The sequence below is a fragment of the Mycobacterium sp. 236(2023) genome (assembly GCF_029623955.1).
In the GTDB taxonomy this organism is placed as follows: Bacteria; Actinomycetota; Actinomycetes; order Mycobacteriales; family Mycobacteriaceae; genus Mycobacterium.
The window spans coordinates 893,404-911,914 of record NZ_JARSBP010000003.1; the positions used below are offsets into that span (position 1 = coordinate 893,404).

The 18,511-nt window shown below is 65.6% G+C and carries 17 protein-coding genes; 5 read left to right on the forward strand and 12 right to left on the reverse strand.

Annotated features, from left to right (window positions below; genetic code table 11):
• Window positions 1-2: 2 nt before the first annotated feature.
• The 3 genes from P9A17_RS15625 to glpX form a co-directional block, all read right to left on the reverse strand.
• Window positions 3-215: a hypothetical protein gene (locus P9A17_RS15625; RefSeq protein WP_278039541.1), complete on the reverse strand. Its 213-nt coding sequence runs from the start codon at window positions 213-215 to the stop codon at window positions 3-5.
• 116 nt (window positions 216-331) lie between these two features.
• The gene (locus tag P9A17_RS15630) at window positions 332-1,741 is read right to left on the reverse strand and encodes a class II fumarate hydratase (RefSeq protein WP_278039542.1); all 1,410 of its coding nucleotides are present in this window, start codon (window positions 1,739-1,741) and stop codon (window positions 332-334) included.
• A 31-nt stretch (window positions 1,742-1,772) separates the two neighbouring features.
• Entirely contained in the window at window positions 1,773-2,801 is a 1,029-nt protein-coding gene (gene glpX / locus P9A17_RS15635; RefSeq protein WP_278039543.1) for a class II fructose-bisphosphatase, read from the reverse strand.
• 55 nt (window positions 2,802-2,856) lie between these two features.
• Here glpX and P9A17_RS15640 point away from each other — a divergent pair, with 55 nt between their 5' ends.
• The gene (locus tag P9A17_RS15640; protein ID WP_278039544.1) at window positions 2,857-3,594 is read left to right on the forward strand and encodes a DUF4245 domain-containing protein; all 738 of its coding nucleotides are present in this window, start codon (window positions 2,857-2,859) and stop codon (window positions 3,592-3,594) included.
• A 9-nt stretch (window positions 3,595-3,603) separates the two neighbouring features.
• Window positions 3,604-4,431, forward strand: coding sequence for a dienelactone hydrolase family protein (locus P9A17_RS15645; RefSeq protein WP_278039545.1), 828 nt, complete (start codon window positions 3,604-3,606; stop codon window positions 4,429-4,431).
• On the opposite strand, the gene P9A17_RS15650 is transcribed toward P9A17_RS15645, so the two are convergent.
• From P9A17_RS15650 to P9A17_RS15660, 3 genes are read right to left on the reverse strand one after another with little or no spacing between them, the layout of a single operon-like run.
• A complete protein-coding gene (locus tag P9A17_RS15650; protein ID WP_278039546.1) occupies window positions 4,432-5,652 on the reverse strand; it encodes an AI-2E family transporter in 1,221 nt (406 codons plus the stop codon).
• 29 nt (window positions 5,653-5,681) lie between these two features.
• Window positions 5,682-6,497, reverse strand: coding sequence for an SDR family NAD(P)-dependent oxidoreductase (locus P9A17_RS15655; RefSeq protein ID WP_278039547.1), 816 nt, complete (start codon window positions 6,495-6,497; stop codon window positions 5,682-5,684).
• Window positions 6,494-7,264 carry an SDR family oxidoreductase gene (locus P9A17_RS15660; protein WP_278039548.1) on the reverse strand — a complete coding sequence of 257 codons (771 nt, stop codon included), beginning with the start codon at window positions 7,262-7,264 and terminating at the stop codon, window positions 6,494-6,496. Before P9A17_RS15660 ends, P9A17_RS15655 begins: the two co-directional genes overlap by 4 nt.
• Before the next feature lie 89 nt (window positions 7,265-7,353).
• Between P9A17_RS15660 and P9A17_RS15665 the strand changes: the two genes are divergently transcribed.
• Window positions 7,354-7,818, forward strand: a complete 465-nt coding sequence (locus tag P9A17_RS15665; protein WP_278039549.1) for an SRPBCC family protein — start codon at window positions 7,354-7,356, stop codon at window positions 7,816-7,818.
• A gap of 14 nt (window positions 7,819-7,832) precedes the next feature.
• Here P9A17_RS15665 and P9A17_RS15670 read toward each other — a convergent pair whose 3' ends face one another.
• On the reverse strand, window positions 7,833-8,279 hold the full coding sequence (locus P9A17_RS15670) for a dihydrofolate reductase family protein (RefSeq protein WP_278039550.1): 447 nt from the start codon (window positions 8,277-8,279) through the stop codon (window positions 7,833-7,835).
• Window positions 8,280-8,433: 154 nt separating this feature from the next.
• Here P9A17_RS15670 and P9A17_RS15675 point away from each other — a divergent pair, with 154 nt between their 5' ends.
• Both P9A17_RS15675 and P9A17_RS15680 read left to right on the forward strand, forming a co-directional pair.
• On the forward strand, window positions 8,434-10,779 hold the full coding sequence (locus P9A17_RS15675; RefSeq protein ID WP_278039551.1) for a bifunctional diguanylate cyclase/phosphodiesterase: 2,346 nt from the start codon (window positions 8,434-8,436) through the stop codon (window positions 10,777-10,779).
• Between the two features lie 48 nt (window positions 10,780-10,827).
• The gene (locus P9A17_RS15680) at window positions 10,828-13,188 is read left to right on the forward strand and encodes an arylsulfatase (protein ID WP_278039552.1); all 2,361 of its coding nucleotides are present in this window, start codon (window positions 10,828-10,830) and stop codon (window positions 13,186-13,188) included.
• A 5-nt stretch (window positions 13,189-13,193) separates the two neighbouring features.
• Here P9A17_RS15680 and P9A17_RS15685 read toward each other — a convergent pair whose 3' ends face one another.
• From P9A17_RS15685 to P9A17_RS15705, 5 genes are all read right to left on the reverse strand, one after another.
• Entirely contained in the window at window positions 13,194-14,072 is an 879-nt protein-coding gene (locus tag P9A17_RS15685; RefSeq protein ID WP_278039553.1) for a formylglycine-generating enzyme family protein, read from the reverse strand.
• Window positions 14,065-14,958, reverse strand: coding sequence for an HAD family hydrolase (locus P9A17_RS15690; RefSeq protein ID WP_278039554.1), 894 nt, complete (start codon window positions 14,956-14,958; stop codon window positions 14,065-14,067). The genes P9A17_RS15685 and P9A17_RS15690 overlap by 8 nt, the downstream gene beginning before the upstream one ends.
• On the reverse strand, window positions 14,959-16,509 hold the full coding sequence (locus P9A17_RS15695; protein WP_278039555.1) for an arylsulfatase: 1,551 nt from the start codon (window positions 16,507-16,509) through the stop codon (window positions 14,959-14,961).
• 87 nt (window positions 16,510-16,596) lie between these two features.
• Window positions 16,597-17,307, reverse strand: coding sequence for an alpha/beta fold hydrolase (locus tag P9A17_RS15700; RefSeq protein ID WP_278039556.1), 711 nt, complete (start codon window positions 17,305-17,307; stop codon window positions 16,597-16,599).
• A gap of 45 nt (window positions 17,308-17,352) precedes the next feature.
• Entirely contained in the window at window positions 17,353-18,477 is a 1,125-nt protein-coding gene (locus P9A17_RS15705; RefSeq protein WP_278039873.1) for an NAD-dependent epimerase/dehydratase family protein, read from the reverse strand.
• Window positions 18,478-18,511: the final 34 nt, after the last annotated feature.

The window sequence follows — 18,511 nt, forward strand, 5'->3', positions numbered from 1 at the left end:
GGCTAGTGGCGGCGGCAGCCCTCGACGAAGAACCACCCCGCGGCCGCCGCGCCCGAAGCCGCGAGCACCCGGTCGGCGCCCCAGCCATGTCTCGCTTTCGAAAGGTCCACCAAGGACGCCAGTCCCAGCATGACAAAACCGGTTTTCAGGGCCGGCGCACTGGTGGCTGTCGTGACGAGGGCAGCAGCCGACGAAGGCTCAAGGGTAGCGGTCACCGCAACTCCTGTTTTTGTACCTGAGAATTAGAAGGTTGCCCTAATCTTCTGCCTGTCTTGACGATTCGTCAGGCGATTGGCAGATCTCCCGATACGAAATCGGACTCAGTGCGCGGCTATTGGTCGCCCGGCTTCACCTTCGCCATCGCCAGCACGTCGAGGCGCTTGTCGAGTTCCTCCTCGGAGAGCTTGTCGCCGATCAGACCACGGTCGATGACCGTCTGCCGGATCGTCTTCTTCTCCTTGAGGGCCTGCTTGGCGACCTTGGCCGCTTCCTCGTAGCCGATCGCCGAGTTCAGCGGCGTCACGATCGACGGGGACGACTCGGCCAGCTCACGCAGATGCTCTTCGTTGGCGACCAGGCCGTCGATGCACTTGGCGGCGAACAGCTTCGACACGTTGGACAGCAGCGTGAACGACTCCAGCACGTTGCGCGCCATCATCGGGATGTAGACGTTGAGCTCGAACGCGCCCGACAGGCCACCGACGGTGACGGCCGCGTCGTTGCCGATGACCTGCGCGGCGACCTGCGTGACCGCCTCGGGAAGGACGGGGTTGACCTTGCCCGGCATGATCGAGCTGCCTGGCTGCAGGTCGGGCAGCTGAAGCTCGCCCAGACCGGTCAGCGGGCCCGAACCCATCCAACGGATATCGTTGGCGATCTTCGTCAGCGATACCGCGATCGTCTTCAGCGCGCCCGATGCCTCGACCAATCCGTCGCGAGCGGCCTGAGCTTCGAAAGAATCCGTGGCGGTGCGCAATTCGGCGATGCCGGTCTGGTCGACGAGGACGTCGACGACCTTCGCACCGAACCCGTCCGGCGCATTGAGCCCGGTGCCGACGGCGGTACCGCCGATCGCGAGCTCACCGAGGCGGGGGAGCGTCGCCTTCACGCGTTCGATGCCGGCCTGGACCTGGCGGGCGTAGCCGCCGAACTCCTGGCCGAGGGTGACCGGCACGGCGTCCATCAGGTGTGTGCGGCCGGACTTCACCGTGGTCCGCCACTGGCGGGCCTTGCCCGCGAGAGATTCGTGGAGCACCTCGAGCGCCGGGATCAGGTGGCGCACAGCTGCTTCGGTGGCGGCGATGTGGGTGGCCGTCGGGAACGTGTCGTTGGAGCTCTGCGACATGTTCACGTCGTCGTTGGGGTGGATCGTGACGCCGTTGGCCGCGGCGATCGACGCGATGACCTCGTTGGCGTTCATGTTGGAGCTGGTGCCCGACCCGGTCTGGAAGACGTCGATCGGGAACTGGTCGTCGTGCAGGCCGTCGGCGATCTCGGCGGCGGCGGCGATGATGGCGTCCGCCTTCTCCGGCGCCAGCAGGCCGAGATCCTTGTTCACCTGAGCGCAGGCACCCTTGAGTAGACCCATCGCGCGGATCTGGGTGCGCTCCAGCGGGCGGAACGAGATGGGGAAGTTCTCCACCGCACGTTGTGTCTGGGCGCGCCAGAGTGCGTCCTTCGGCACCCGGACCTCGCCCATGGTGTCGTGCTCGATGCGGTATTCGACCTCTTTGTCGGCCACTTGGCTCCCTGTCTTAGATGGCGGGTGTTTTTTACGGCAAGGGGTACGCAGCGCTGGAGTCGCCGGTGAAATCGACGGCGGAGTACTCGTTGAGCTTGGCGAGCCGGTGGTAGGCCTCGATCATGCGGACCGTGCCCGACTTCGACCGCATGACGATCGACTGGGTGGTGGCCCCGCCGCCCGAGTACTGGACGCCCTTGAGCAGGTCGCCGTCGGTGACGCCGGTGGCCGAGAAGAAGACGTTCTCGCCGGAGACCAGGTCTTCGGTGGTGAGCACCCGGTCCAGGTCGTAGCCGCGGTCGATGGCCTTCTGGCGTTCGTCGTCGTCGGTGGGGGCGAGCTTGGCCTGGATGGCGCCGCCCATACAGCGGATCGCCGCGGCGGCGATGATGCCCTCGGGGGTGCCGCCGATTCCGACGAGCATGTCGGTTCCGGAACCGGGACGGCACGCGGCGATGGCGCCCGCGACGTCGCCGTCGGAGATCAGCCGGATGCGGGCGCCGGCCTCGCGGACCTCGGCCATCAGCTGCGTGTGGCGCGGGCGGTCAAGGATGCAGACGGTGAGGTCGCGGACGCTGGACTTCTTCACGGCGGCGACGGCCTTGATGTTCTCCGCGATCGGCGCCTCGATGTCGATGACGTCGGCGGCGTCCGGGCCGACGGCGATCTTGTGCATGTAGAACACCGCTGACGGGTCGAACATCGCTCCGCGCTCGGCCACTGCGAGCACCGAGATGGCGTTCGGCATGCCCTTGCTCATCAGCGTGGTTCCATCGACGGGGTCGACGGCGAAGTCGCAGTCCGGCCCGTCTCCGTTGCCGACCTCTTCGCCGTTGTAGAGCATCGGCGCGTTGTCCTTCTCACCCTCGCCGATGACGACGACGCCGCGCATCGACACGGAGTTCACGAGCTCGCGCATCGCGTCGACAGCCGCGCCGTCGCCGCCCTCTTTGTCGCCGCGGCCGACCCAACGCCCCGCCGCCATGGCTCCCGCCTCGGTCACCCGCACAAGCTCGAGGGCGAGATTTCGGTCCGGGGCTTCACGTCGCGAGGCGCTCATGCGCCAGATTCTCCCATTAGCGGTTCCGCAATCGGGAGCTGGGATACTGGCTGGCATGACGACGCCGCCCGAGCCGGGCCCCAAGGCCGCCGGTGACCCGGGCCGTGACGCTGACACCGCAGATCACCCCGGTTCGGAGGCCCCTGTCGGGGGGTATGCGGTGCCCGCTGCCAGGCAGGCGAAATCGCGGCTGCTGCAGGACGGGCGCGACATGTTCTGGTCGATGGCGCCGCTGATTGTGGCGTGCGTGGTGCTGGCCGGGGTGCTCGGGATGTGTTCGTTCGCGCCGACGGGACCGGGCCCCGGGCCTGCGCCGGATTACGACGCGCCCGCCGCGCTGCAGGCCGATGCCAATGCTCTGAAGATCCCGATCCGGGTGCCGCAGCTGCCGCAGGGCTGGGCGGCCAATTCGGGGAGCCGCAAGGGAATCGAGGGCGGCCGACGCGACCCGGTGACCGGTCAGCCGGCGCGGGCGGTCGGGGCGGTCGTCGGCTACCTGACGCCGAGCGGGATGTACCTGAGCATCACGCAGAGCAATGCCGACGAGGACAAGCTGATCGCGTCGTTCAGTCCGGACCTGGTCCCGACGGGCACGCAGGACGTCGACGGTGTCAGCTGGGTGGTCTACGAGGGCGGCGAGACCGACGACAAACCCAATGAGCCGGTGTGGACGGCGGAGGTCCGCGGCCCGACGGGATCGGCGCAACTTGCCGTGACAGGCGCCGGGGGTACGGACGAGTACCGTACGCTGGCGGCGGCGACGCAATCGCAGCCGCCGCTGACCATCAGCTAGGAGCGCGCGATGACCTCTGGCCCATCTGATGTCGCCGCCGGAGCGGCTCCGAAAGCCGACCTCACGGGGTGGACCGCCGAACCGTTCACCGCGGCCGGATTCACCTACGACGTCTACCGCAAGGGTGAGGGCCCCGGCGTCGTCCTCATTCCGGAGATGCCAGGCCTGCATCCCGGCGTGCTTGCGCTCGGAAACCATCTGGTGGACAACGGTTTCACGGTGGCCTCGCCGTCGCTGTACGGCACTCCGGGCGCGCCGGGAGTGCGTCCCGGCGCGGTTCCGGTGATGGTACGTGGCTGTGTCGCAAAGGAATTCGCAGCGTTCGCCACCAACGCCGACCGGCCGATCGCGCACTATCTGCGCGCGCTGGCGCGTGACCTGAACGAGCGCACACCCGGCAAGGGTGTCGGGGTGATCGGTGAATGCTGGAGCGGCGGCTTCGCGTTGGCGGCAGCGGTGGACGACAGTGTGCTCGCCCCTGTGCTGAGCCAGCCGTCGCTGCCGATCGGCCTGACCGCCAAGCAGCGCGCCGACCCGGGCCTGTCGGAGGCGGAGTTGAAGATCGTCGAGCGCCGCGCCGCCGAGGAGGGATTGTGCGCACTCGGTCTGCGCTTCAGTGAAGACCCGCTGTCACCGGGCGCGAGGTTCAAGACGCTGAAGAACCGGCTCGGCGATGCCTTCGAGGTGATCGAGATCAACTCGAAGAAAGGCAACGAGCACGGGTTCGGCAAGATGGCGCACTCGGTGCTGACCCTGGAGGTCCGCGAGGTCGACGGGCACCCCGCCTACGAGGCCCGCAAGCGCGTCGTCGAATTCCTCAAGAAGCGTCTGGTCTGATCACGCCGGCGCGGGCTCCGCGCTGCCTTCCTTGTCGTCGGCCTCAGGTTCCGGCTTGGATTGGGTTTTCGGCTTTCCCGGCAGAATTCGGCGCCACCACGGCGTCTGACGGTCCGCTTCGTCGTCGGCCGGGTCGGCGCTGGTCCCGGTCAGTGAATCCGTCGATGCGTCCTTGTAGACCACGAGATACACGCTGATGGTCGTCACGATGACGATCATCAGGACGGGGCCGAGCACGATGCCCCAGAACCCGAACATCTGAAGGCCCGCAAACACCGCCAGCAGCATCAGTGCGGGGTGCAGGTGCGCGCTCTTGGGCACCAGGAACGGGCGAAGGAGATTGTCGACGCTCGTGACGACGATGACGTGGAACGCCACGACGAAGATGCCGCCCGCGACGTTGCCGAAGATCGCCATCGCGATGCCGACGGGGATGGTGATGATGCCGCTGCCCAGCGGGATGAACGACAGCGCGGTCAGGAAGATCAGGAACATGAAGAAGCCGTCGTGGAAGCCGGCGATGTAGATCGAGATCGCACCGAGGGTGCCCTGGCAGACGGCGATGATGAATTGGCCCTTGACGGTTGCCGACACCATCGCCCCCACCTTGGCGAGGTAGATGTCGGAAACCTTTTCTCCCAACGGATTCAGGTCGCGAAAGAGCTCGACGACCTTGTCGCCGTTGGTGATCAGCGCGATGAAGACGTAGAGGAAGATCACCAGAGCCGTGACGGTCGCGGCGAGGCCGCCGACGGAATCGCGAGCGACATCGAGGGCGATCTCGCCGGCGTTCTGCCCGAGCTTGGTGGCGGCCTCGCGCACCGAATCCTGCGTCAGTGTGATGTTCATGAACGGAATGCGGGAGAGCAGTTGATTCGCCGAGTCGAGCAACTGTTGCGCCAGTGCGGTGAAGTCGGTCTGCTCGACCCAGTGGCTGACGCTGGAGACCGCCTCGGTCACCTGCAGGAAGGCCAGGAAGATCACGCCGGCCAAGGGCAGCGCCACCGTCGCGGTCGCGGCCAGCAACGTCAGCGTCGCGGAGAGGCCGACACCCATCTTCGTCCGCAGCCGTTGGTAGAGCGGCCTGAACAGATAGGCCAGCACCGCGGCGACGGCGATCAGCAGGATGTAGCCGCGCAGGAAATAGGCGCCGAATCCGAGGGCGATCACCGTCAGTACGGCAAGGGCACGCTTCTGTGTGGGACTGAAGTCGTCCTTCATGGCGCCCTCCTGTCACGGCCGCCGCAACACTATCCCGAGCTGAGGGTCCTAGGCTGCTGTGCGGCCAAGAACTTCATCGACAGCCGGTTCAACATGACGGGGGCGATTCGGGTGAGCAGCCACTGCACTTGCGCCACACGGGGTTTGACGAGGATGGCCTTGTTGTCTTCGATCGCCGCCAAGACGTCCCTGGCGAGCCGGTCCGCGTCGTAGGCCTTGCCGCCCTGGGCTTTCAGGAAGAAGTCGCGACCACCGAAGGATCCGACGGCACCCTTGTCCAGGATCGGGGTCTCGACCGCTGCGGGACACACCACGAGGACGCCGACACCGCGAGGTACCGCTTCGGACCGCAGTGCCATCGACAACCCGACGACCGCATGCTTGGTCGCCACATAGCTGGTGAGGTGGCCTGCCGCGGCGAGCCCCGCCATCGACGCGGTGTTGATGATGTGGCCGCGGCCCTGACGCAGCATCTGCGGGTAGGCCGCCGCAACGCCGTGGACGACGCCGCGGAGGTTGATGTCGATGATCGCGTTCCACTGATCGAGCGTCAGAAGCTCGGTTTCACCACCCCAGACGATCCCGGCGTTGTTGAACATCAGGTCGAGATGTCCGGCGCGGTCGACGACGTCGTCGACCACGGCCTGCACCGCCGCCGCGTCGGTGACGTCGAGGCGGGCTGCCCTGGCGCGAGAACTCAGCGTCGACACGACGGCTTCCGCTGCGGCCGCATCGACGTCGGTGCAGACGACGTCGGCGCCGGCGAGGTCGAGGGCCCGGCACAGCGCGGCGCCGATCCCGGAGCCGCCGCCCGTTATGAGTGCTTGTCTACCCGCGAAGCTCACGAGTACTGCTCCGCCAGGCGCATGACGTGACCCATCACGTCGGGGTAGCGCTTGAGATGCGCGCCGCCGTTGATGTCGAGTACCTCTCCCGTCAGCCACGAGGACCCCGGAGAGCTCAGGTAGACAACGGCATTGGCGATGTCCTCCGGGGTGCCGGCGCGGCCGAGCGCGGTGTTGTCGACGTAGTCCTCGACAACGCCGGGCACCGATGCGGCGGCGGCCGTCAGCGGCGTGTGGACGAAGCCGGGCGCGACGGCGTTGACCCGGATACCGCGCGGGCCCAGCTCGAGTGCGGCGACCTGTGTCAGCATCGACAGTCCCGCCTTGGCGGCGCAGTACGCGCTCATGCCCGCGGCGGGCTGCCTGCCGTTGAGCGAGCTGATCTGGATCAGTGAACCCCCTTCGCGCAGATGCCTGCCGGCATGCTTGGCGACGATGAACGCACCGTTGAGGCAGACGTCGATGACGGCGCGGAAGTCCGCGGCGGGCATGTCGGTGATGAGGCCGACATTGCTGAATCCCGCGCAGTTGACCGCGATGTCGAGCGGGCCCACGCCGTCGAACAGCCGCTCGACCGAGTCTTCGTCGGTGACGTCGACGACCGCGTGTGCGGCACCCAGCTCCGACGCGCGGTCGCGCGCACCGTCGCCGTTCATGTCGGCGATCGTGACGCGGCAGCCTTCGGCCGACAGCGCCTGGGCGGTCGCCCAACCGATGCCGGACGCACCGCCGATGATGACGGCGACGCGCTCGCTACTGTTGCTCATCCAGTTGGCCCTTCGACGGTGAAGTAGAACGCGTTCTAAAGTCACACCCGACGGCCGAAAGTGCAATAGCTGGTGGCAGACTCGGCCCGGTGACCGAACGCAAGAGATCCGAGTCCATTTTCGTGGCGGTGCCTCCGGACCAGCTGTACGCCATGGTGTCGGACGTGACGCGGACGGGCGAATGGAGTCCGGTCTGCAAAGCGTGCTGGTGGGACGAGGGCGCCGGGCCCGAGGTGGGCGCATGGTTCACCGGCCGCAACGAGCTCCCGGAGCGCACCTGGGAGACACGCAGCCAGGTCGTCGCTGCCGAGTCCGGACGTGAGTTCGCCTGGGAGGTCAACAACGGCTGGGTCCGCTGGGGGTACTCGTTGCAGCCCGACGGGGACGGCACCCTGCTCACGGAGTCGTGGGAGCACCTCCCCAAGGGCATCGAGGGATTCCACGAGCGCTTCGGAGACGCCGCGGAAGACGAGATCGCCAAGCGCAGTGAGCTGGCGCGCACCGGCATCCCGGCCACGCTGGCCGCGATCAAGAAAGCGGCCGAAGCCGCCTGACCGCCACAGCTCGATCAGCGCTCCCGAGCGCCGTGCTCGAGATGCAGTTCGTCGATCAGCCCGGCGGCGAGCAACTGCCGGATGATCGACACGGAGCCGTTGATCGCGATGTCCCGGTCGCCGGGCTCACTCTTGAGCGCAGTGACGGCGTCGACGAGGTCGCCCGCGAGCTGCTCGGAATTGCGCCACGAGAACTGCAGATCCTGGTTGGAGACCACGATCTTGCGGGCATCGCCGATGGTCTTGGCGAACTCGGCGTCCTCACCACCCTCGGCTTCGCGGCCGGGCCAGGCCCCGGCGAAACTGTCATAGGTGAAGCGGCCGAGCAGCAACGTGTCCGCGAAGGCCAGAAGCGCGCCCACAGCGTCACCCATCTCCTCGCTGAAGTACGGCAGGTGCCATTCCGGGTCCCCGACAACGCCGTCCAGCGATGTGAACAGACTGGCGGTGATCTTCTTCATCCGGGCTCCTTACCGTGGGTGCATTCGCCGTATCGACCATGCCCGCAACGAAAACTCATCGCCGCGATCCTGCGGGATGAGCAAACACGAGGTCACGGCTGGGCTATTGCCGTAGCGTCATGGTGCACACGCAGAGGCGGGGCATGGGAGCACCGTGGGTAATGGCGGTATTCGAATTCTGGCGAGGCCGTCGATCGCGGTGCCGACGGGGCTGACGGTCGCGCTGGCGGTGATCCTCGCCGTCGACCGCAGCGGTGGTCCGGTGGTACGGCTCGTGTCGACCGTGATCATCGTTCTCGTCGGTGCCTTTGCGACCGGCGGCGCGGTATCGGCTGCCCGTGCGAACGGGGGCCGGGTCCGCACCGCGTGGGCCGTCATGGCGGCGGCCTTAGCCGCATGGGTCCTCGGCGACATCGTCGGACTGGTGCGTGAGTTCGTGCTGCGCGCACCGCGGTTCCCGTCGCCGGCCGACGTGTTCTACCTGCTGTTCACCGTGCTCGCCGTTTCGGCCGTGATGACGATGGCTCATCATGGCGTCGGGACTTCGCGACATTCGCGACTGCGCACCGCACTCGACGGCGTGACGATCGCGCTGTGCTCGTTCCTATTAGCGTGGATGTTCGCGTTGCGCGACGTCTACGAGGCGCACCGCAGCGACCCATCCGCCATGGTGCCGACGATGGTGTATCCGATTGCCGACATCGTGGCACTCGCGGTGTCGGTGGCGGTCCTCGCGCGGTCGGGGATCAGGCAGCGTCCGGTCCTCTCCGTGTTGGTTCTCGCGTTCGGCCTGGCGCTGATCGCCGACACCGCCTTCGCGCATGCGGCGGCGACCGGAGCCGCCACCAGCGGCAACTTCATCGATATCGGTTATGCGGTCTCACTCGTCGCTTTCGGGGTCGCGGCCCAGTTGAGCCGCTCGGATCCACTGTCGCGCCATTGGTCTGTCATGATGCCGACCAACGCGTCGCTGTGGATGCCCTACCTACCGCTGCTGTTGGCGGGCACGGTGGGACCGCTGGTGGTAATGACCGGGTTCGAGCGCGTCGTGGTGCCGTTCATCGTGATCGCCGTGTGTCTTCGGCAGTCGGTGGCTGCTTGGGAGAACCGTCGCCTGCTGTCGCGTGCGGCCAATCAGGCGCTACGGGATCCGTTGACCGGCTTGGCAAATCAGACGCTCTTCCGGGACCGGTTGGCTCGCGCCTTGATGCTGCGATCGCGCGACGATCGTTGCGTCGCCGTGGTGTCGCTCGACCTCGACGATTTCAAACTGGTCAACGACAGCCTGGGGCATCCGGCCGCTGACAGCCTCCTGGTGGAGGCGGGACGCCGGATCCTCGACTGTGTCCGGGCCGGCGACACGGTAGCCCGTTTCGGCGGTGACGAGTTCGCACTGCTGCTCGACCTCGAGGTCGACGATTCGAATCTCATCGCCCAACGCGTGGTCGACGCATTCAACGAACCGTTCGTCGTCGACGGCCACGAGATCCTGATGCGGCCGAGTATCGGTGTAGCAGTGGCTCCTTCCGATGAGCCCGACATCGGGCCGCAGACGTTGATCAATCGTGCCGACCTCGCGATGCTGACCGCGAAGAGGTCGCGCTCGTCGCGCGTACACACCTACGACGCCGATATGGCGACGGGTGCGCACGGCACCGCCGAGCTCACCGGCGACGCGGACCAATCGAATCGGGCCGTGGGCGCGGCCAAGGTGCAACTGCTCGGCGAATTGCGCCACGCCATCGACAAAGCCGACCTGACGATGGCCTACCAGCCGAAGGTGTCTCTGGCGACGGGGCGCATCGTCGGCGTCGAAGCCCTTCTGCGATGGCCGCATCCGCGGCTCGGACTGCTGTCGCCGGACTCGTTCATGTCGCTGGTGCGCCAGCACGGGCTGATGCGTCCCGTCACCAACGTGGTGCTCGACAAGGTGCTCGCAGATGCTGTGACGTGGATCGGCTCCGGAGTGCGAGTCCCCGTCGCGGTCAACCTTTTCGCGCCGTTCTTCCGAGAGACGCAACTGCCCGACAACCTGGATCGGGCGCTGGCTCGGCGCGGCCTTCCGGCCGACATCCTGACCGTGGAGATCACCGAGGATCTTGTTCTCAACGACCTCGGTGCGGTGACGGAGGTGCTTCGCGAGTTGCGGGAGCGCGGAATGCGGGTGGCAATCGACGATTTCGGCACCGGCTTCTCGGCGCTGTCGTACCTGCGGGACCTGCCGATCGACGAGATCAAGTTGGACCGCTTCTTCATCGCACCCGTGCACCGTGACCATCGCGCCGCAGCAGTGGTGCGGGCCGTCATCGACCTGGCGCACGAACTGCAGATCACCGTCGTCGCCGAGGGTGTCGAGGAAGAAGCGACGGCAACCTGGTTGCGCGACAAGGGATGCGATATCGGCCAGGGATACTTCTTCGGCAGGCCCATGGAAGCGTCCGGCGTGCCAGCCTTGGTGCAGAAGTCCACCACACTGACCGAGCCGATGGGCCGCTCCTGAATCGCCTCGCCTCTGGTCAATTGCGTTTCGGCGGAGAAGACTTCGGTGATGGCCACAGACGCGAGCCCCGAGTTCCCATTGCACCTGGACCGCTATCACCTACCTCAGCCCGAATGGACATTCCCGGGTGCCGAGATCAACCTGTATGCACAGGATTCCCGGCCTGATTTTCCACCGGTGCGGGAGACGCCCGCAGGTTCACCGAATATCCTCCTGGTGCTTCTGGACGACGTCGGATTCGGTTGGCCCAGCGTCAACGGCGGGTTGGTGCGCATGCCCACCGCGGAACGTCTCCACAAGCGGGGGCTGTTCTACAACCAGTTCCACACCACAGCGCTGTGCTCGCCCACCCGCGCCGCTCTTCTCACCGGCCGCAATCATCATTCGGTGGCGACCGGGGTGATCCAGGAGATGGCGACCGGCTACCCGGGCTATTGCGGGATCATCCCGAAAAGCTGCGCCACGATGGGTGAATTGCTCAAGCAGGCCGGCTACACATGCGCGTGGTGGGGAAAGAACCACAATGTTCCCGACAACCAGACCAGTCCGGCGGGGCCTTTCGACAACTGGCCGACCAACCAGGGCTTCGATTACTTCTACGGCTTCATCTCCGGCGAGACCGACCAGTTCTTCCCGTCGCTGATTCGCAACACCACTCCGGTGGAACCTCCGTTTCGCCCGGAAGATGGCTACCACCTGACGCGCGACCTCGCGGATGACGCCATCGGGTGGATCCGTATGCAGAAGGCGATCGCTCCCGACCGGCCCTTCTTCGGCTACTTCTCCACCGGTGCCGCGCATGCACCGCACCAGCCGCCGCTGGACTGGCGTGGTCGCAACGCAGGCCGCTTCGACATGGGCTGGGACCAGTACCGAGTGACGGTGCATCAGAACCAGCTCGACATGGGGATAGTGCCGCCGGGCACCCGGTTGACCGAGCGGCCCGAACAGATTCCGTCCTGGAACAGTCAGGCCGCCGAACACCAGCAGTTGTTCGCCCGTCAGGCCGAGAATTTCGCCGACTTCCTCGAGCACACCGACTACGAAGTCGGGCGTGTCGTCGATGCGATCGACGAGATCGGCCAGCTCGACAACACGATCGTCCTCTACATCATCGGCGACAACGGATCATCCGGCGAAGGATCGTTGATCGGAACGCCGAACGAGATCATGAGCTTGAACGGGCAGCAGCCGACCATCAAGGAGTCCTTGCGGTTCAAGGACACGTGGGGCTTACCGGGAACATCACCGCACTATGCGGTGGGGTGGGCACATGCTGGCGACACACCGTTCCAGTGGACCAAGCAGGTGGCGTCCCACTTCGGCGGCACCCGCAACAGCATGATCGTGTCGTGGCCGCAGCGCATCACCGAGCACGGGGCGGTGCGTTCGCAGTTCCATCACGTCATCGACGTGCTGCCCACCTTGCTCGAGGTCGTCGGCATCCGGGAACCCGTTGAGGTCAACGGATATATCCAGCGGCCCATCGAGGGCGTCAGCCTCGCGTACTCGTTCGCCGACGGCACCAGGAAGAGCGCACGCGACAAGCAGTACTTCGAGATGATGGGCAACCGCGCGATGTATCACGACGGGTGGATCGCGTGCTGTCGGCACGGCCGGCTGCCGTGGGAGACATCAGGGACAGCGTCCTACGACGAGGACCGCTGGGAGCTCTACAACATCGCCGACGATTTCAGCGAATCGGTCGACCTCGCGCAGCGTGAACCCGCGAAACTGGCCGAGCTGCAGGACATGTTCCTTGCTGAGGCAGCCAAGTACAACGTGCTTCCGCTCGACGACAGGTTCGCCGAACGTCTCGATGTGACGTTGCGTCCCAGCTTCTTCAGTGGACGCAAGAGCGTCACGTTCTATCCGGGAATGGTGCGATTGCCCGAGGGATCCGCGCCGAAGATGATCGGCGTACCGCACACCATCACCGTGCCTGTCGACATCCCCGACGGCGGGGCAGAGGGCGTGTTGTGCGCGCTCGGCGGTGACGCGGCAGGGTTTGCCTTGTTCCTCTGGGAGGGCAAGGTCCGCTACCACTACAACTTCTTCGGGCTCGAGCGCTACGACGCCACCGCCGAAAAGCCTTTGGCGTCGGGAAAGCACGTCATCGTCGCTGATTTCACGCCAGACACGGCGACGCCCGGGTGCCCGGCCACGGTCACGCTGAAGGTCAACGGCGAAGAGGTGGCATCGGCGCGGATCGGACGGCAGGTCCCGCAACGATGTGGCACGGAGACGTTCGATGTGGGGATGGACTGCGTGTCGCCGGTGTGCGATGAGTACGGCGACAGGGCTCCGTTCCCGTTCACCGGCACGTTGGAATCGGTGACGTTCGATTTCGGTGACGCGGTGGAGCCCTCGGGCATGCAGCGGTTGGAACTCGCCACCAAGATGGACTGACCGCCTCAGCGCTTGATGCAGCGGAAACCGATGTGGCTCATGCCCGTGTCTACCGGCTGCGGCCGCCGGGCGGCTGGGCGATAGCGCAGGCAGTAGTTGTCGGCGCAGAGGAATGAACCACCCTTGACCACCCGGCGCGGGACCCTGAACTGGGGCTGCTTTGGGTCGTAGCTGTCTGCTTCACAACAGGTTTCGGCGTCGCGCGTGTCGGAGTACCAGTCAGTGGTCCACTCCCAGACGTTGCCCGCCATGTCGGAGAGTCCGTACCCGTTCGGCGGGAAGTTGCCCACCGGGCGGGTGCGGCCGTATCCGCGCTCGGGGCGCCACGGGAAGTCGCCGTGCCAGTAGTTGGCGAGTGGCCGCCCGGGTTGTTCAGGCTCGTCGCCCCAGGTGTACGTTGCGCCTTTGAGGCCGCCCCGCGCGGCGGTCTCCCACTCCGCCTCCGTGGGCAATTGCAGTGCCGCCCAATCGGCGTAGGCCTCGGCATCTTCGAAGGCGACGTGTACCACGGGGTGGTCTGCCCGCTTTTCGATCGACGATGACGGGCCCACGGGGTGGCGCCAATTAGCTCCCGGTGTCCACGTCCACCACAGGTTCAGGTGGCGCAGGTCGACGGGTCCCGACGTCCTGGTGAAGACCATCGAGCCCGGTTGCAGGTTCTCCTTCGGGGCGCCGGGATAGTCGTCGGGATTCACCGGGCGCTCGGCAACCGTGACATAGCCAGTGGCAGAGACGAATTCGGCGAACTCGTGGTTGGTGACCTGCGTGGGTTGGATCCAGAAGCCGTCGACGTCGACGGCGCGTGCCGGAGCCTCTTCTGCGTAGTGAACGTCGGAGCCGAGCATTGCGGTCTGCGGCGGGATCCAGACGAGGTCGTCACTCAAAGATTCGCGTCCAGTCGTTCCGCATGCTGGCCACCGTCCACCCGTGCGTATCAGCGAGGTCCAGTGCCTTCTCCGCTCCCGCGGCGTAGTCGAACTCCCGCTCGTCGTCGTCGTGTGCCACGAGCACGGCGAGCGATGGCCCCGATCCCGCGGTGGTGAACTGCAGCATTTCGATGTCCCCGTTGGAGTTTCCTACGGCGAAGATCGGGCGTCTGCCTGTCCTGCCCCAGATGCGTACCGGCTTGACGGGGCCGTCGTCGAGGAACTCGGGTCGGTTCGTCGTCACCAGATGCCCGTCGACGAAGTCGAGTCCGACAGAACTGCCGATCACCCGTTCCGGCGGGATTCCGTAGATCGACCCGGTGACGGGCCGCATGAAATCGCGTCCACCGCCGGAGGCGATGTAGTTCGTGAACCCGTTGTCTTCCAAGTACCGCAGCAGTTCGACCATCGGCGCGTAGCCGCACGCGGTGTACGGGCGGTTCAGCGTCGGATGGCTCGCGTCGGCGAAGAACGTGCTCACCTTCTCGGCGTGGTCTTCGACGTTGAGGCCCGCGTAGGCCGACAGTATCGCCCCGGCAAGGAGTTTCAGCGCAGAGTCGTCGCCGTTGTAATGCTTGGTGACGGCGTCGCCGAACCAGTCGAGATTGCCTGAGGACGCTGCGTCATAAGGCGGGTTCTCGCGCAGCGACGGATCCGCCGCGGCCTGCTCAGCGAGCCGGCGGACGAGGAAGTCGAGTTGGATGTATGCGGGTTTCTCCACCCACAGAGTCCCGTCGTTGTCGAAGACGGCGACGCGTTCTTCGGGTGCCACCTCGGCGACGGCGTGGCTGACGAAGTCGACGATCGCCGTTTTGGCGGGCCCGTCGTTCCAGGTGTCCAGCATCTAGTCGGACGCCAGGAACGCTTCGAGTTTCTTGACGATTTGGTCGATGCTGAAGCTGGCCGGTGGGTGCCGCGGCGGAAATTCCTTGAACGTGTCCAGGAACGCCGCCGCCCCGGCGGTGGCGTAGAAGGCGAAGTAGTCGCGGCGCAGGAACCATTCGTAGTAGGTGTTCGACGTGATGTCGGCGTACTCGAACGGGTCGGTGCGCAGGTTGAAAAGCTTCGGTACGCGCAGTTCGGTGAATGGTTCGGCCCAGATGCGCAGGGTGCCCTGGCATCGTTGTTCGGCGAACACGATCTTCCAGTTCTCGAAGCGCATTGCCACCAGCTGTGCGTCGTCGTTGAAGTAGAAGAAGAGACGTCGCGGGCTTCTGTCGACCTCGCCCGTCAGGTAGGGCAGCAGATTGAACCCGTCGATGTGCACCTTGTACTCGGTCTCGCCGTCCGCGCCCGCCTTGTGTCCCTTCTTCAACTTGTCGCTGATCTCGGGGTCACCCGCGGCGGCCAGCAGCGTCGGTAGCCAGTCGTGGTGCTGGATGATCTCGTTGGAGACACTGCCCGCTTCGATCCTGCCGGGCCAGCGGATCAGTTCCGGCACGCGGAAGGCGCCCTCCCAGTTGGTGTTCTTCTCGCTGCGGAACGGCGTCGTGCCCGCGTCCGGCCAGGTGTTACGGTGCGGCCCGTTGTCGGTCGAGTAGATGACGATGGTGTCGTCGGCGATGCCCAGTTCGTCGAGGACGTCGAGTACGGTGCCCACGTTCTTGTCGTGGTCGATCATCGCGTCGTGATACTCGGACTGCCACAGTCCGGCCTGGCCGCGGCTCTCCGGCTTCACGTGTGTGTACAGGTGCATGTGAGTGAAGTTGCACCACACGAAGAACGGGTTGCCCTCGCCGTGTTGGCGCTTGATGTAGTCGACGGTGCGGTCGGCGATGTCGTCGTCGATGGTCTCCATGCGCTTGGCTGTGAGCGGACCGGTGTCCTCGATGGTCTGCTTGCCGACGGGACCGAACTTCGGGTCGTCGGGTTCGGTGGACACCTCAGCGGTGGCCTTACAGTTCATCACTCCACGCGGCAGTGCCTGTTCGTATAACCGTGGGAACTGATCCTTGTGCGGATAGTCGTATTGCTCGGGTTCTTCCTCGGCGTTGAGGTGGTACAGGTTGCCGTAGAACTCGTCGAAACCGTGCACGGTCGGCAGGTACTTGTTGAGATCACCGAAGTGATTTTTGCCGAACTGCCCTGTGGCATAGCCGAGGGGTTTGAGAAGTTCGGCGATCGTGGGATCTTCGGCGGCCCAACCGATATCGACGCCGGGCACTCCCACTTTGCTCATACCGGTGCGGTAGACACTTTGGCCACTGATGAAAGCTGCGCGTCCCGCGGTGCAACTTTGCTCACCGTAGGAGTCGGTGAATCGCATGCCTTCCTTGGCAATTCGATCGATGTTCGGCGTGCGATAACCCATCAGGCCGTCGCTATAACAGCTCAGGTTGCTGATGCCGATGTCGTCGCCCCAGATAACCAGAATGTTGGGCTTTCCGTTGGGCATGGCAACTCCTTCACCGAATGGACTCAGGACGACCCTAGGACGGCCGGCAGTGGCGTTGAAGGGAATCCGGAGGATTGGTGCTTGTTCTCAGAGGGTGTCGACGAGTTCGCGCACCAACCTCGGGTATCGTCCGCGTTCCGGCCGGAAGATGTCGTGCGGTGAGTCCACGAATTCGTGCAACCGTGCCGTCGGGAACAGAGTCCGGTACCGCGCCCACGCGTCGGCGTCGATCACCGGTGTCTTGGGGCTGCGCACGACGAGCAGCGGTGGTTGCCATTGCGCCAGTGGCTCCCACAACAGCTGGGACCGCGCTGAACGCAGGGTGGCGATTCCCGCCTCGCGGTCGACGCGCTCACTGACGGGTGTTCCGCGCCAGCGTCCGTCGAGCAGACCGAAGATGACGTCGTCGGGGAGTTCGATCTCCTCGGGCACGTAGTCGCCGATGGACACGGACCGAACCCGATCGCGGTGGGCCAGTGCCCACAGCAACGCGTACGGAGTCCCGCGCGAGAACGTCATCAGATGCACGGGGCCGTCGGTGACCGCATCGACCGCCGCTCCGACGTCACGGCTCAGTGCCTCGGAATCGTAACCGGCTGGGGGAGCGCTGCTTTCACCGTGACCGCGCAACTCCACGACGATGGTCCGGCGTCCGAGCAGCGGCAGGATCTCGACGTAGTCGTCGGCGACACAGGTGAACCCGGGCACGAACACGATGGGTGCACCGCGGTCGTCGCCCCCGGAGTCGAGATAACGGATCTGCGCGTCACCGCTGTCGGCGACGTGGTACTGCGGCATGTTCCTCCCAAAAGGTCGTCATCACATGATGACGACCCGGGTGGTTCAGCCCTTCGGCGGGACGGGCGCCGCGGCCTGGACCACGGGCTGGCCGTTCTCGGATTTCATGCGGCCGAACAGTTCGACGTAGTAAGGCGTGCACTGCTCGAGCGCCTGCTCGGTGGTGAAGAGCGGAACGTATCCCAGGTCGCGGCGGGCCTTGGCGATCGAGAAGTAGTTGTCGAGGTAAATCCGTTCCACCGCAAGCGGTTCGAGCAGTGGCTTGGGAAGCCCGAACTTGAAGTGGAGGAACTGCCAGATCGTCATGGCGAACCACACCAGCCGGCCGGGCACCCGGAACGTCGGCCACGGTTCGCCGCACGCCTGCACCACGGGCCGGGAGAACTCGAACATGTTGATCGGCTCGCCGTCGTTGATGAAGTACGCCTGGCCCGGCGCCGTGCCGCCGTCGACGAGATGTTCGGCGGCGAGGATGAAACCGTGCACGAGGTTGTGCACGTAGGAGTTGTCGAGCTTGACGTCCTTGCTGCCGACGAGCACCTTGACATGTCCGGCGAGCACGCTTTCGAACACCTTGCGGAACATCGTCTGATCGCCCCGGCCCCAGATGCCGCTGGGGCGGATCGAACACGTCAGCATGCCCGAGACGCCGTTCTGGCCGAGGACGAACTTCTCGGCGACGACCTTGGTCTCGGTGTAGAGGTCGTTGAAACGTTTGGTGTAGGGCAGGGTTTCATCACCGCCGGCGATGCGCTGCCCGCCCATCACCACACTGTTGGAGGCGGTGTAGACAAACCGCTTCGTGCCGGCCTTCTGTGCGGCGTGTACGAGGTTCTTGGTGCCCTCGACGTTCACGGCGAAGCTGCGCTGGCGGTACTCCGCGGTGACGGACGCGCCGCCCATCAGGTCGATGATGGCCGCGGTGTGGAAGACGGTGTCGATACCGTCGACCGCGGCACTCACGTCGTCGACGTTGGTGATGTCGCCCTCGAACACCACGAGGCGAGGGTGAGCGGGCAGCGGGGACGGCACGCGGTCGAACGACCGCACCTCCAGGCCGCGGTCGAGAAGCTCGGTGACGAGGTTGGCCCCGACGAAGCCTGAACCTCCGGTAACCAGGACCCGGCCGAGTTCTGTCTGCAGCGTTGCATCACCCATGCCGGGAAGAATAACTGAAACGTGTTCCAATTTCGAGATCTCGTGC

Bases quoted from the DNA above. Each gene is read 5' to 3' on its own strand.
- P9A17_RS15645 (WP_278039545.1), top strand. From the start codon at position 3,604: ATGACCTCTGGCCCATCTGATGTCGCCGCCGGAGCGGCTCCGAAAGCC.
- P9A17_RS15695 (WP_278039555.1), bottom strand. From the start codon at position 16,509: ATGCCCAACGGAAAGCCCAACATTCTGGTTATCTGGGGCGACGACATC.
- P9A17_RS15700 (WP_278039556.1), bottom strand. From the start codon at position 17,307: ATGCCGCAGTACCACGTCGCCGACAGCGGTGACGCGCAGATCCGTTAT.
- P9A17_RS15690 (WP_278039554.1), bottom strand. From the start codon at position 14,958: ATGCTGGACACCTGGAACGACGGGCCCGCCAAAACGGCGATCGTCGAC.
- P9A17_RS15670 (WP_278039550.1), bottom strand. From the start codon at position 8,279: ATGAAGAAGATCACCGCCAGTCTGTTCACATCGCTGGACGGCGTTGTC.
- P9A17_RS15680 (WP_278039552.1), top strand. From the start codon at position 10,828: ATGGCCACAGACGCGAGCCCCGAGTTCCCATTGCACCTGGACCGCTAT.
- P9A17_RS15660 (WP_278039548.1), bottom strand. From the start codon at position 7,264: ATGAGCAACAGTAGCGAGCGCGTCGCCGTCATCATCGGCGGTGCGTCC.
- glpX (WP_278039543.1), bottom strand. From the start codon at position 2,801: ATGAGCGCCTCGCGACGTGAAGCCCCGGACCGAAATCTCGCCCTCGAG.
- P9A17_RS15640 (WP_278039544.1), top strand. From the start codon at position 2,857: ATGACGACGCCGCCCGAGCCGGGCCCCAAGGCCGCCGGTGACCCGGGC.
- P9A17_RS15650 (WP_278039546.1), bottom strand. From the start codon at position 5,652: ATGAAGGACGACTTCAGTCCCACACAGAAGCGTGCCCTTGCCGTACTG.